The 14189-nt window shown below is 36.2% G+C and carries 9 protein-coding genes; 1 reads left to right on the top strand and 8 read right to left on the bottom strand.

The features are described from left to right. Nucleotide 1: 1 nt before the first annotated feature. The 6 genes from LUA91_RS20025 to LUA91_RS20000 form a co-directional block, all read right to left on the bottom strand. Nucleotides 2–625: a cytochrome c gene (locus tag LUA91_RS20025; protein ID WP_231427890.1), complete on the bottom strand. Its 624-nt coding sequence runs from the start codon at nt 623–625 to the stop codon at nt 2–4. After that, nucleotides 597–1133, bottom strand: a complete 537-nt coding sequence (locus LUA91_RS20020) for a DUF3341 domain-containing protein (RefSeq protein WP_115404419.1) — start codon at nt 1131–1133, stop codon at nt 597–599. The genes LUA91_RS20025 and LUA91_RS20020 overlap by 29 nt, the downstream gene beginning before the upstream one ends. 2 nt (nt 1134–1135) lie before the next feature. Next, nucleotides 1136–2608 (bottom strand): NrfD/PsrC family molybdoenzyme membrane anchor subunit, encoded by a 1473-nt coding sequence (gene nrfD, locus LUA91_RS20015; RefSeq protein ID WP_231427889.1) that lies wholly within the window; start codon nt 2606–2608, stop codon nt 1136–1138. Between the two features lie 26 nt (nt 2609–2634). Beyond that, on the bottom strand, nt 2635–5655 hold the full coding sequence (locus LUA91_RS20010) for a TAT-variant-translocated molybdopterin oxidoreductase (protein WP_231427888.1): 3021 nt from the start codon (nt 5653–5655) through the stop codon (nt 2635–2637). 48 nt (nt 5656–5703) lie between these two features. After that, nucleotides 5704–7002, bottom strand: a complete 1299-nt coding sequence (locus LUA91_RS20005; RefSeq protein WP_231427887.1) for a c-type cytochrome — start codon at nt 7000–7002, stop codon at nt 5704–5706. 253 nt (nt 7003–7255) lie between these two features. Continuing rightward, nucleotides 7256–8236 (bottom strand): deoxyhypusine synthase family protein, encoded by a 981-nt coding sequence (locus tag LUA91_RS20000; protein WP_231427886.1) that lies wholly within the window; start codon nt 8234–8236, stop codon nt 7256–7258. A gap of 370 nt (nt 8237–8606) precedes the next feature. Between LUA91_RS20000 and LUA91_RS19995 the strand changes: the two genes are divergently transcribed. Beyond that, the gene (locus LUA91_RS19995; RefSeq protein WP_231427885.1) at nt 8607–9734 is read left to right on the top strand and encodes an outer membrane protein assembly factor; all 1128 of its coding nucleotides are present in this window, start codon (nt 8607–8609) and stop codon (nt 9732–9734) included. Between the two features lie 229 nt (nt 9735–9963). Here LUA91_RS19995 and LUA91_RS19990 read toward each other — a convergent pair whose 3' ends face one another. Both LUA91_RS19990 and LUA91_RS19985 read right to left on the bottom strand, forming a co-directional pair. Beyond that, a complete protein-coding gene (locus LUA91_RS19990) occupies nt 9964–12348 on the bottom strand; it encodes an outer membrane beta-barrel family protein (RefSeq protein ID WP_231427884.1) in 2385 nt (794 codons plus the stop codon). After that, nucleotides 12348–14006 carry a M56 family metallopeptidase gene (locus LUA91_RS19985; RefSeq protein ID WP_231427883.1) on the bottom strand — a complete coding sequence of 553 codons (1659 nt, stop codon included), beginning with the start codon at nt 14004–14006 and terminating at the stop codon, nt 12348–12350. Before LUA91_RS19985 ends, LUA91_RS19990 begins: the two co-directional genes overlap by 1 nt. Nucleotides 14007–14189: the final 183 nt, after the last annotated feature.

Raw genomic sequence — 14189 nt, 5'->3', positions numbered from 1 at the left:
ACTATTGTCCTTTTTGTAATTGTTGAACATACATCACTACTTTCCAACGATCTGTTGGCGTAATTTGTGAAGCATGCGAGCCCATGTTATTTACACCGTAAGTGATGGTGTGATAAATTTTACCTGCGGTAAGATCTGCCATATTTCCACCACGTGATGAAGCGCCTGTTTGATAAGCTGGTACACCGCTAAATTTCTCAATTTTAACTAAGTGACCTTGACCATCACCTTTTTCGCCATGGCAAGGGCTACAGAAAACATCAAATAAATGTTTACCTGATGCCAGGTTCAAAGTATCAACAGTAAGTGGATTAACCATACTTACACCTGCAGCTTCGTAACCTTCTTTAGTATTAGGAAATTCATCGTATTCTGTAAAACCAACAGGCTTAGTGTTTGCAGGTGGCGTTTGTGCGGCCTGGCCTTTAAAACTAGCAAGCAATTTATTCGCCGTATCAACAGGTTGATCCGGATTTAATGCTAATGCATCATACATGTTTCTGGCGTATTCTAAACCAGTACTGCGTTTATCTTTACAAGCGGATACCGTAGCTGCGAAAGCGATAGCTAAAAACGCTGTATAAACAAATTTATTCTTATTCATAGCTAATGTACTTCCTTTCATTATACTTTACTTCTAAAGCACCTGCATCTTTTAATAAACCATCAATAACAGTGTGTGCTGTATTATCTTTTGCATCAACCGCGATTACGAAACGATCGTCAGTTGCACGAAGATCCATTACTCTTGGTGCTCTTCCTGGAAATAGATGCGTAGAAGCATAATAAGTTAAAACCATACCGAAAGCACAAAACAATACAGTAAGCTCGAACATTATCGGAATAAAATCCGGTAATGCGAAAGATGGCTTACCGCCAATGTTTACTTTCCAATCGATTACTGCGCAAAAATAAATTAAAGCAAAAGCTGCGCAAGTTCCAGTAATACCAAAGCAAAAAGCTGCGATATCGATTCTCGATCTTTTAATTCCTAATTTAGCTTCTATTCCGTGTATAGGCATTGGCGTATAAACATCGTAAATGCTTACACCATTTTCCTGAAGCTTTTCGATGCCATGCATCATTTCATCAGGATCACCAAAACTGCCTAAAATATATTTGATATCACTCATTGTTATATTTTTGCGTAATCTTCTTGTTTAACACTATCAAATTTCTGTAAAGACTCTACGTATTCTGCAACGTACTCTTTATTCTCATGTCCTTCTTTAATCTGTTTCATTTTCGCTTGCTCACTTGCAGATTTTAATAATAATTTAACCTCTGCAATAGCAATTGAAGGCAATACTCTTAAGAATAATAAGAATAAAGTGAAGAATAAACCGATTGAACCCACGAACACACTTACATCAACCCATGTTGGATAAAACATTGCCCAACTTGATGGAATATAATCACGGTGTAATGAAGTAACGATAATTACGAAACGTTCGAACCACATACCCACGTTTACTACGATTGACAAGATCCATGTTGCTTTAATGCTTAAACGGATTTTTTTGAACCATAGCAACTGTGGAGAGATTACGTTACAAGTCATCATCATCCAGTAAGACCACCAGTATGGACCAGTAGACCTATTGATGAAAGCATATTGCTCATACTCAGAACCTGAATACCATGCAATAAAGAACTCTGTTAAATAAGCCACACCAACGATTGATCCTGTTAAGATGATGATTTTATTCATCGACTCAATGTGGAACATGGTGATGTAGTTTTCAAGACCTAATACTTTACGGGCAACCAATAATAAGGTTAATACCATCGCAAAGCCTGAAAAGATTGCACCAGCAACAAAGTAAGGAGGGAAAATGGTAGTGTGCCATCCCGGGATTACTGATGTTGCAAAGTCCATTGATACAATAGTGTGTACCGAAAGTACCAGTGGAGTTGAAATACCTGCTAAGATTAATGATACCGCTTCGAAACGTTGCCAAGTTTTAACACTTCCACTCCATCCAAAAGAGAAGATAGAATAGATTTTTTTACGTGTACCCACAGCACGATCGCGAATAGTTGCGATATCTGGCAGTAATCCTGTGTACCAGAATAATAATGATACAGAGAAATAAGTTGAGATGGCAAACATATCCCAAACCAATGGTGAGTTAAAGTTTACCCAAAGTGATCCAAATTGATTTGGTAATGGTAATACCCAATAAGCTAACCATGGACGGCCCATGTGAGAAACAACATAAGTTGCTGCACAAATAACGGCGAAAATTGTCATCGCCTCTGCCGAGCGGTTAATAGAGTTACGCCAGTTTTGACGGAAAAGCAATAGTACTGCCGAAATTAGTGTTCCAGCGTGACCAATACCAACCCACCATACGAAACCGGTGATATCCCATGCCCATCCAACTGTTTTATTTAAGCCCCATGCACCGATACCATTCCAAAAAGTGTAACTCACAGCTACAACCCAAAGTAAAGCACCTAATGCTGAAACGATGAAACCAATCCACCAAGCCTTGTTCGGCTTGTTTTCTACCGGCCCTAAAATATCATCCGTAATTTTTGCATACGTGATATTATCGCCGGTAATTAATGGTTCTCTAAGTATTGATTCGTTATGTCCTGACATAATTTGTATTTTCTTTATACTAAAGCTTACGCTTGTACTGTTGTATCTGTGTTTCTAATTTTTGTCATGTATCCGATACCTGGCTTCACGTTGATCTCTTCTAAAACGTAGTAGATACGCTCTGAACGTAATGCTTTTGAAACCTCAGAATTTGGATCGTTTGAATCACCAAATATGATTGCATTTGCTGAACAAGCCTCTTGACAAGCCATTTTAATATCGCCATCTTTTAATGGACGTTTCTCTAATTTAGCTTGCAATTTGCCACCTTGAATACGTTGAATACACATTGAGCATTTCTCCATAACTCCACGAGAACGTGTAGTTACATCAGGATTTAATACCAATTGAGTAAACTCATTATTTAAGTAATTATCGAAACGAGAATCATTCCAGTAATTGAACCAGTTGAAACGACGAACTTTATATGGACAGTTATTTGCACAGTAACGTGTACCTACGCAACGGTTATAAGCCATGTGGTTTAAACCATCTGATGAGTGTACAGTTGCCAATACCGGACAAACTGTTTCGCAAGGTGCGTGATCACAGTGTTGGCACAACATTGGCTGGTGAACTACAGAAACATGATCTAAATCTTCCAACTTAGCAATTTCTTTTTCTTTAGTTACATCACCATCTTTAGTTTCGTAGCTATAGTAACGATCGATACGGATCCAGTGCATTTCACGACGACGGCGAACCTCATCACGACCTACAACAGGAATGTTATTTTCTACGTTACAAGCAACCACGCAAGAACCACAACCTGTACAAGCATTCAAATCGATTGCCATTACCCAGTTGTTACCTGGTTTCTCGTAAGCATCCCAAAGATCGTAATCTTTGTGTTCACCTTTGTGGTTACCAGCAGAAGAATCTTTCAAATATTCTTTGAATGTAGCTTCTTTAATTACAGCTCTACCTTCGAATGAATGGTGAGTTTGTGTTTGTGCCAATTCATAGTAACCTCCTGTTGGAGTAATGGTTACATTGCTGGCATATTGCATTGTTCCGTTTAAGAAAGAAACGAAAGGGAAAGCATTTTTACCTACTTCATTACCAGCTTTACCAACTTTGGTACGGCCGTAACCTAACGCGATAGATGCAGTTCCCTGAGCTTGTCCTGGCTGGATCAATACCGGAAGATCAATCGAATATCCGTTGCTACCTTTAACAGTAACTACATCAAATTCTTTAACCTTTAATTTTTCAGCGAATTTTGGAGCAAGGGCAACATAGTTATCCCAAGTTACTTTGCTCACTGGATCAGGTAATTCTTGTAAGAATGCGTTGTTGGCATTTTTACCATCACGCATTGGAACACTTTCATAAACCTGTAATTCGATATCTTTAGCTAAAGCTTTACTAGCAGAAGCGATTTTGCTACTTACTTCAACAAGAGATTGGGTAAAAGAATAGGTACCTGCTGCTTTCGCACCAGCTTTAACTACACCTTTTTCCAACACATCATTCCATTTTAAACCAAGTGCAGGCAGCATTTTGGTTTCCCAGTTACTACGAACAAATTGATAATAATCTTTAATTGGAGCATCAGCCCAAACCAATAAACTCTCTTCAGCCTGGCGGCTATTGAAAACCGGGTTGATGGTAGGTTGAACGATTGAATAATATCCTTCGTAAGCATTTGCATCACCCCATGATTCTAAATAGTTATGGTTAATAGCAATTGCATCACAAAGTGAAGCCGTTTCATCAGCTCTATCTGCAAATGAAATTTTAGCAGGAACCTTAGCCAATGCATCAGTAAATGTTTTCACATTCATGAAATCGTAAGCAGGGTTGCTGTTTAAAAATAGTACAGCACCAACTTCGCCACGGTTCATTTCAGCAACTAAGCCATTAAATTCAGCATCGTTACCAGCATATAAATAACAAGGGTTATCTAAATCAATCGTAGTACCATAACTTCCGATAGCAGAATTAATGGCATTAACTAAAATTTGAATAGATACGTCGTTCGAACCACAAACTACTAAGCCTTTGCCTTTGTTTTGTGTTAGTTCTTTCGCTACTAATTTGATTACTTTATCAGCAGTTGTGTTATTTCCTAATGTACCACCAGCTAAAGACTGACCAGTAATTGCATTGTATAAAGCAATTAAGGCAGGACCTTCTTCTGATAATTTTACAGGAACACGAGTATCTGCATTTGTACCAGTTAAGCTCATTCCACTTTCAAATTGAATGTGGCGGCTCATTTTTTTATTTTCTAATGATTTGTAGTTACGGTTAGCAGTATATTGAGCAGTAAACTCTTCTCCACTAATCCAGGTACCTAAGAAATCGGCACCAAAACTTACAATTAAATCAGCTTTATCGAAGTTATATTTTGGCAGTACCGCTTTACCGAAGCTATTTTGATTGGCTTGAATAATACCTGTGTAAGAAACTGCATCATACTGAACCAATTTAGCAGCAGGATATTTGGTAATAAATTGTGCTAAAACAGCATTTGTTGAAGGACTGTTTACTGTAGAAGCCACTACACGGATTTTTTTACCACCCGCTTGTGCTTTTGCCAATTCACCTTTTACAAAACTATCAACCTTCGCCCAGGTTGTTTCCTCGTTTTTAAGAACCGGTGCTTTTAATTTTGATACATCATAAAGATCCAATACAGAAGCCTGAGCTCTTGCATCTGTTCCACAGAAAAATTCACCAGCATTTGGATTTGGCTCAATTTTAATTGGACGACCTTCTCTTGTTTTTACTAAAATACTTTGGCCGTTAAAGCTCGAAGTATAATAGTTAGGAATACCCGGTGTAACCTCTTCAGGCTTTACCAAGTAAGGAATAGATTTATGTACAGGGGCACTTTGACATGCAGCTAAAGTAACTGCACCCAAACCAAAACCTAACGCCTTTAAAAAGTCGCGGCGTGGGGTAACGGTACTTAACCCTGCTTCATTTAAAACATCTTCTATTGGAAGTGGCTCGGCAAATTCGTTTTTGTTATTCTTAACAAAATCGGGTGTATTGTTATACTCCTCTAAGCCTTTCCAGTATTTTTTGTTGCTTTCCATTTAAGCTATATTACTGTTTATTCGAACGTTTCTTAAAAACTCTAACTATTAATAGTGGCATTTACCACACTCTAAACCACCCAATAACGCTGGTGTAACTTTCTCGCCTTTTTTAATTTTCTCATGCGCTTCGATAACCTTAGCGTAGAAAGCATTATTTTTCTGACCAGAAATATCAGTTTCCTTGTGGCAGTTAATACACCATTTCATGGTTAATGGAGAATATTGATAAATTTCTTCCATTGTATTAACCGGACCGTGACATGCGAAACATACAGGTTCTGTTGGTTGTAAACCTTTTGCTTTACGAATAGCATCTTCTGCAACAACTACGTGTTGAGAGTGGTTGAAGTAAGCAAAGTCAGGCAAATTGTGTACACGTACCCATTCCATTGGTTTTTCTTTGCTCTTATCATATTGCTGAGTTTCCGGATCGTAACCTAATGCATTGTAGATTTTTTTGATCTCCGGAGAAATCTCACCATCATAATTATCTCTCGCCTGAACAGCTTTATGGCAGTTCATACAAACATTTAATGAAGGGATAGTAGCATTTTTAGATTTAAACGCACCATTGTGACAGTATTGGCAATCGATTTGATTAATACCAGCGTGTAACTCGTGTGAGAATTTAATTGGCTGAACTGGTTGATAATCGGTATGAACACCTGTATCCCACATGCCCATCCAACCCCATGATCCTAAAGCGATAACCAAACACAAGATGAAGAACATTACGAACTTCTTGTTTTTGAACATTTTACGAACACCTACCTTTAACGGCACATCTTCTTCAATTTCAATACCTTGTTTTTGTAGAATTAAGCGTTCCAGTAATTTAGATGCACGACCTAAAATTACCAAAATCAAAATACCTACTAAAACAATAGCAACAATACCTGCAATAGATAAACCTGAAGTACCGCTTTCCCCAGCATCAGCCTTAGGTGCATTTGGATCTACAGCAGCTTTTGGCTCGCCTTCTTTAATATAAGCTAAGATGCTTTTTACTTTATCATCATCTAACTCAGGGAAAGAAGTCATCGCAACCTTGCCATTTTCATTGAAAACTTTTACAGCAGCAGGATCGCCAGAAGCGATTAAACCAGCACTATTTGGAATCCACTTCAATAACCATTCCTCAGAGTGACGATCGGATACTCCTGTTAAAGCAGGACCAATCAATTTCGCGTCTAAGGCATGACATGAAGAACATTTAGCTCTGAAAAGCGTTCTTCCCTCTTTAGCATCCTGCGCACTAACGGTTGAAACCGCCATCACAGTAACTGCTGAAAACACGAATAACGACTTCCAAACGCTTTTTAAAATCATCGAGATATCTCTCATAATGAACACTTTATACTTATTTAATTTACTTTTTGTTGTGAGATTGATGCCTGAACTGATGTAGCTCCACCAAAACTTGAACAAAAGTATAACTTATTAATAAATCCCATGACATAATAGTGACTGGAAATACAATTTATAATCATTCTAAACAAATGTCATTTCAAGCCTTTCAGCCAATAAAAATGCCCATTTTTTGATTTTATCATCAATGGGCATTCATCAACATTTTTGTTTTATCGAAATGTTATACTTATTGTTTTAAAATCCAGGCAAACATTAATGGGGCTACAATTGTCGCATCACTTTCAACAATAAACTTCGGTGTATGAATATCTAACTTACCCCAGGTAATTTTCTCATTAGGAACTGCTCCAGAATATGAACCGTAAGAAGTTGTTGAATCAGAAATCTGGCAGAAGTAGCTCCAGAAAGGAATATTTTCCATTTCCATATCCTGATATAACATTGGAACCACGCAAATCGGGAAATCGCCAGCAATACCACCACCAATTTGGAAGAAACCAATTCCTTTACCACCACTATTTGCAATATACCAATCGGCTAACCAACCCATATATTCAATACCGCCCTTTACTGTAGTTGCCGTTAATTCGTTTTTCATAACATAAGAAGCAAAAATATTTCCCATTGTAGAGTCTTCCCATCCCGGAACAACAATTGGCAAATTCTTTTCAGCCGCAGCTAACATCCATGAATTTTTCGGATCAATTTCATAGTATTGCTCCAAATCGCCACTTAAAAGCATTTTGTACATAAATTCATGCGGGAAATATCTTTCGCCTGCAGCCTCAGCATCCATCCAGATTTTTTGAATGTGTTTTTGTAAGCGACGGAAAGCCTCTTCTTCAGGAATACAAGTATCCGTAACACGGTTGTAGTGGTTTTCCAATAAATCCCACTCATCCTGCGGACTTAAATCGCGGTAGTTAGGCACACGTTTATAATGTGAGTGCGCAACCAGATTCATAATATCTTCTTCAAGGTTAGCACCAGTACAAGAAATAATCGCCACTTTATCCTGACGAATCATTTCTGCAAGTGAAATACCTAATTCAGCTGTACTCATTGCACCAGCAAGTGTGATCATCATTTTACCACCTTCATCTAAATGCGTTTCGTAACCTTTAGCTGCATCCATCATTGCCGCAGCATTAAAATGGAGATAATTACGCTCCATGAACTGAGATATTGGTCCTCTTGTATTGCTCATTTTGTTTTGTGTTATTTTGCGCAAAAGTAGGCATTTAGCCCGAAAGGATAAAACATTAAAAGCGTTTGGCGTTGGGCGTTTAGCGTTCAGAATTGATTAAGCGATTTAAACAATTAACCAATTCTCTATGCTATTGGCATCCTGAGCGTAGCCGAAAGATCTTTTTCGAAAAGCAAAACCTGTAGATATGGGTTACGGCAGCCCGGCTTTTTGGTACAAGGCCCAATGAAATACTGGGCGCTTTCCCCTTCAATCCGGTTTAGGTGGCCTGTGTACTGAAACTATTAATGAATTCCAAGCTATCGTCATAAAATAAACCGCCACCTGCCAATAAATAAATCTTAAATAAAAAATGATTTAATTTGCGGCAATGAAAAAAATTTATTTCCTCCTGGTATTTGTATTCCTATCTGGAAGTTCATTTGCCCAAATGAAATTAATTAAGAAGTTGCTTTCAAACGAGAAAGATACTTTGCGCAAAGCCAGCTTCTTACCCATTCCATCATTTGGTTATGCCCAAGAAACTGGATTTCAGTTCGGTGTTGGTGCAATTGTTGGCTTTTATGCCGATCGGTTAGATACTACAAATCGTCCATCTTCATTAACTTTAAATCTCAACTATTCTACATTGAAAGCTTATAACATGAGTTCGTTAATGGATATTTGGGGAAAAGGAAATAAACTCCATTATATTGGCGAATTGCGTTTTAAGCGCATGCCTTTTAATTTTTACGGCATTGGCAATAATACTGAAGAAACTAATGAAGATAAACTGATTCAACAACAAATTAAAGTGCTGCTGCAAGCCGAACAGCAGTTGTTGCCAAAAGCCTACACTGGCGTTTCATTGGGTTTTGAAAATTACAAATACAATGATTTAGTAGCAGATGGTATTTTCAGTAAAGATCCATACTATAATAACAGAACCGGAAGTGTTTTGTATTTGGGTGTATCGCAAAGTTACGATGCCAGGAACAACAACAATTACACAACAAAAGGCTTTTTCATCAGAGGAACTTACCAATACGCACCTAATATTTTTTCAGCAGGAAATTTTACTGGCAGTCAGATAAAAATTGATGCTCGGAACTTTTGGAAATTGAACAGGAGTTTTGCCATTGGTGTACAGGGATTATACAATACTGTAATTGGCAACAATACGCCTATATATTTATTGCCGCAAATGGGTAATGATGAAATAATGCGTGGCTATTATGGTGGCCGTTATCGCGATAAAAATCTTTTGGCCATACAAAGTGAATTACGCTATCGGTACAATAGCCGTTTTGGTGCCACCGTTTTCGGCGGGGCGGGAACAGTTTGGGGAGTTGATGATTTTTCTACCGGAGCTTTTAAACCTAACTACGGTGCAGGATTACGCTATTTCTTTGATCCTGAAAAAGGAATTAGCGTTCGTTTAGATTATGGAATTGGTGAAAAAAGACCAAATGAAAAGCGTCAGAGTGGGTTTTACATCAGTATTGCTGAGGCGTTTTAGGAGATGGAAAATGTTTGATGGAAGAGTCTAATCATTCTAAAATGATAATTTTTAATATAAGAGTATTTTAAGAGCGGTCGTCATTGCGAGGCACGAAGCAATCTCCTCTCAAAAAAACAGTTTTCACGATGAGATTGCTTCAATCAATGAAGGATTGATTTCGCAATGACGGGCAAATCGTCTATTTTCCATCATCCGTCTTACATCTTATACCATCTTACCTCTCAAATCAGTTACTTCTTCTCCGCTCCTCTTCATTACCAGCTTTCCTTTCCAGCTGTTTAATTTTCTCATTCCCAAAATTAAATCGAGCAGTAAATCGCAGCTGTTGGGCGTCGTAATAATTATTATAATCTTGTTTAATATTATTGATTAAACTGCTAAACCTATACTTGTTGGTTTTCAAAACATCGTTTGCATTTAAAGATAGCTGAAGTTTTTTATTCAGCAGCAAAGCTTTAATACCAAAATCCAAATTACATTGACTCCTGTTTTCATTTAAGCCATCTACCGCAGGAAACTGATACCAAAAATTTACATCGGCAAAAAAAGTTTTCGACTGATTTAGAGTAAATTGATTTAAGGTAGAAAAGTAAGCACCAAACCCCATTAATTCATCTTGTGTTTGTACAATATTTGATTTGGAAACGTTATAAAAAACATCAAATTGATTAATCGTTTGCCATTTTTTAACAGGATTAAAAACAACAGCATTACTAAATTGATAATTATAACCCGTTATAAAATTAATTGGCCTCGAAGCCTGGGTGTTAGTATTGGCATCAATAAAATTTACATCAATAAAACCATTGGTGGTATTGCTAAAAGAGAAAGTGCTGGTTAAAGTGTTTTTATAAATGTGAGAGAATTCAATATTGTTATTATAAGACGGTTGCAGAAACGGATTTCCTTCAGTATACACATATTGATTGCTGTACCACCGAAATGGATTTAGTTTTCGATAAGCTGGACGGTTAATCCTGCGTCCATAATTGATGCTCCAAATACTTTTATCCGAAGATCGATAAACAGTATAAAATGTAGGGAACATCTGAAAATAATTGTTTTGGTTTTTTTCTCCCAACGAAACACCTTCTATCTGTGTATACTCTGCTCTTAATCCGAGTTGAAAATCCCATTTCTTTATTATTCTGTTAAGGTTGACATAGGCAGCCTGGGTATTCTCCCGATAGTTAAACAAATTACTTTGCTTGTCATCAATTTCAAAAATATTATTCTGTTTCCTGAAAAAATTAACATCACTTTCATTATTGATGAAACTGAATTTTGTGCCAAACGAAACTTTAAAATCTTTAAAAGGCAAATCAACATCAGCTTTAACTGTATACAATTCTATATTTTGTTTACTGGTAGATAAATATTCGGCAAATGAATGTGGGATGCTGCTGCCATTGCCCAAATAACTCTGGTTATTAAAAAACCTTTCCTTCTCATCGCCAAGTTTAAACCAATCGGCATTAAAAGTAATTTGCTTTCCAGTTGAATCAAGCGCTTGCTTTAAATAAAGGTTTGCAGAATGGTATCGCGACCTGATTTTAGCATTGGCATCTGAATTTAAGACCGAATCTACTAGTTGATTGATATTGATAACACTTGTTTTGATATTCTCCTCTGAATGAAAATTGGTTAAACCCCCATTGTAAGATAATCCGAGTAAAGTTTTTGGAGAGCGTTGATAATCCATACCCAATGATCCGCTAGGAACAGTTCTGAAATTTCGATCTTTATTAACAACGTTCCAGGTTTGCAATGGATAAAACACATTGCTTTGCTCAAAGGGAACAATAGAACCTTTTCGAATATTTAATGTAGAATAAAGCGTGATTTTATCTTTTCGGCAACTAAAATTCCCACCAGCAGAGGCGGTAGGATGTTTAGCCTGGGTGAAAACCGTATTAATAGTTCCTTTGAAACCTTCAACCGTAACTTTCTTCAACATAATGTTAATCAGACCATTATTCCCTTGAGCATCGTATTTTGCCGGAGGATTGGTAATCACTTCTATTTTCGAAATCTGATCAGATGAAATGGATTTGAGATAATTTGATAAATCATCCTGGCTAAGCTGAATGAGTTTATCGTTAATCATCAGATTGACATTGCCTTTGCCTACGAGTGAAACCTGATCGTTCATCACCCGAACACCGGGAACTTTTGACAATAATTCTAAAACATCAGTTCCCAATGCGGCAATACTGTTTTCTACGTTAAAAACTGTTCGATCTATCTTTTTTTCGAATAAAGGCTTTTTTGAATTGATTTGAACTTCATCAAGTGTATTTGCAGTTTCCTTTAGCTGTATATTGATGATGGTATCGCCTGTAAATTGAAAAGTTTTTTTTAGCGTTTGAAACCCAATAGCCGAGAAAGTTATCACACATTCTCCTACATTAATATTTGTAAAACTGTATTTACCTAAACTATCCGATTGAGTATAATTCGTTTTACCGCCACCATCAATTAGCTTTATAGAAATATGTTGTTTTGGAACATTTTTTTCAGATTTGATTTCGCCAGTAACTTTAAATTGGGCCTGAACTTTCAAACCAATAATAATCAGAGCAAATACAATTACAGGAAATAATTTTTGCATTATGGATTTAATTCAGAACCGAATACTCTTGCTTTGGAAGTTTTTAAATTATAATAAATGCTATCTGCCTGAAGTACCTTCTTATTTTTTGAATAAATAGTTGCGTTTGTGGCACTCAACATTTGAGATTGTGAATTATAAATAATTTTTTTCCCAAAGATCTTTGTATTTTTAAAGGAAGTCTCTGCATCACCCATTAAGTAAATGATTGATTTACTTTTGCTAAATTTAACAGTATCAGCCTTATACTCCACTTTCAAATCTAAAGCGAACGAATCAGATTCTTCTTGTTTGATTTCTATTTCTTCAAAATTTTGTTTTTCAGAAACGATCCTGTATGTTCCTTTGTTCAAATCATAAATCAATAAGGAGGCAATTACTTTATTCCCATCAGAATTGGTCAAAGATGAATTTTTAGCTATTAAAATATTTGTTTTTCTATTCCATTCCACATTTTCGGCCCTCAATATATCAGACTTTATTTCAATTACAGCATCTTGCATCATGAAGATTGTGTTTTTTGCATCTCCCGTTAGCTTTTTGAAAGAATTGATTTTGGGAAGAACTAAACTTAACATCTTTTTTGTAGTATCAGTACTAACTATTTCTTTAACATTTTGTTTCTTTTTAAAAATGACTTTCTGTTTAGCTGGTGTTGAATCTATAACTTTACTATTATCAATTTTCAGTTTAGATATTGGAAGAGCTTCGTTCGCATAAACAACTTTTACAGCAAATAACCACACTAAACAAGAAATAACTGGAACTGTTAGCAAGTAAAATGATTTTTTCAAGTTTCTAGATTTTGAGTTAAACAACATTTTAATTCGATCCTTAATCGGGCTTTTCACAAAATTGTGAATCAATGGCATATCACTTTTGGCAACAGCAAGTCTTAACAGTAAATTGGCATAAGCTTGATTACCAAAATCTGATGATGTAATTTCGTCTGCTTCATATTCATGAACTTGTTCTAAAGCTTTATCAAATAGGTAAACGATTGGGTTAAACCAAAGCATGGATTTAAATAGCATCAGCAGAATTTTATCCAATGAATGAAGTTGTTGCGCATGAACTTTTTCATGTTTTAATAAAACCTGCAATTCAGCCTCGCTTAAGCTATTTTCATCGATAAAGACGTAGTTGAAGAATGAGCAATTGGTAAAACCTTTATTTTTCGATATCAACTTTAGCCCATCATTTGTAGTAACATAGTGCTGAGTATATTTTAACAAATCATGCATACGCCAGCCAAATGCTATTATTATCATTGAAGCAATACCACCATAAAGGTAAAGCCCTAACTTTTTCCAATTTATATTTTGTTCATTATTAGGCTGGTATTTAATTACAACAGGCTTTATTAGTTGGAATGGTTCGTTACTTATAGGCTGTAGGTCTGTAACAGAAGTTTGAATTTCATTATCAGCAAAAATGATTTTACGTTGAACTTCAAACTGTAAGGAAGGAATAATGAAACTTAAAAACAGTGAACCCAGCAGATAAAATCGATTAAACTTAAAGAAAGTTAATTTTCTTAAAACCAGAAGATAGAAACTGAAAAACACAACCGTACATACACTTACCTGAAGCAAATAGATTAACCATTCCATATTTAACAGTCTAACATCCACGCTTAGAAAATGTAACAAAGCCATCCAAAATCAAATTGCTTATTTTACGGAGGTTAATTTCCTGACTAATAAAATCGAGACTTTTATTTTTACTGAGAATTTTAAAAAGGTCATTATATTGTTGTTATGCAAAATATATTGACTGTTCGTGTGAGGCCATTCGAGGCTAGGTAAACTTTGAGTTATACCGTAAAAAAGGTTTAGCCC

The organism is Pedobacter sp. Leaf250 (assembly GCF_920984735.1).
In the GTDB taxonomy this organism is placed as follows: domain Bacteria; phylum Bacteroidota; class Bacteroidia; order Sphingobacteriales; family Sphingobacteriaceae; genus Pedobacter.
Note: the sequence above shows the minus strand (reverse complement) of the source record. Positions and strands in the feature narration are given on the sequence as shown.

Coding starts and splice junctions, on each gene's coding strand:
- LUA91_RS20025 (WP_231427890.1), bottom strand. CDS start 625: ATGAAAGGAAGTACATTAGCTATGAATAAGAATAAATTTGTTTATACA.
- LUA91_RS20020 (WP_115404419.1), bottom strand. CDS start 1,133: ATGAGTGATATCAAATATATTTTAGGCAGTTTTGGTGATCCTGATGAA.
- nrfD (WP_231427889.1), bottom strand. CDS start 2,608: ATGTCAGGACATAACGAATCAATACTTAGAGAACCATTAATTACCGGC.
- LUA91_RS20010 (WP_231427888.1), bottom strand. CDS start 5,655: ATGGAAAGCAACAAAAAATACTGGAAAGGCTTAGAGGAGTATAACAAT.
- LUA91_RS20005 (WP_231427887.1), bottom strand. CDS start 7,002: ATGAGAGATATCTCGATGATTTTAAAAAGCGTTTGGAAGTCGTTATTC.
- LUA91_RS20000 (WP_231427886.1), bottom strand. CDS start 8,236: ATGAGCAATACAAGAGGACCAATATCTCAGTTCATGGAGCGTAATTAT.
- LUA91_RS19995 (WP_231427885.1), top strand. CDS start 8,607: ATGAAAAAAATTTATTTCCTCCTGGTATTTGTATTCCTATCTGGAAGT.
- LUA91_RS19990 (WP_231427884.1), bottom strand. CDS start 12,348: ATGCAAAAATTATTTCCTGTAATTGTATTTGCTCTGATTATTATTGGT.
- LUA91_RS19985 (WP_231427883.1), bottom strand. CDS start 14,006: ATGGCTTTGTTACATTTTCTAAGCGTGGATGTTAGACTGTTAAATATG.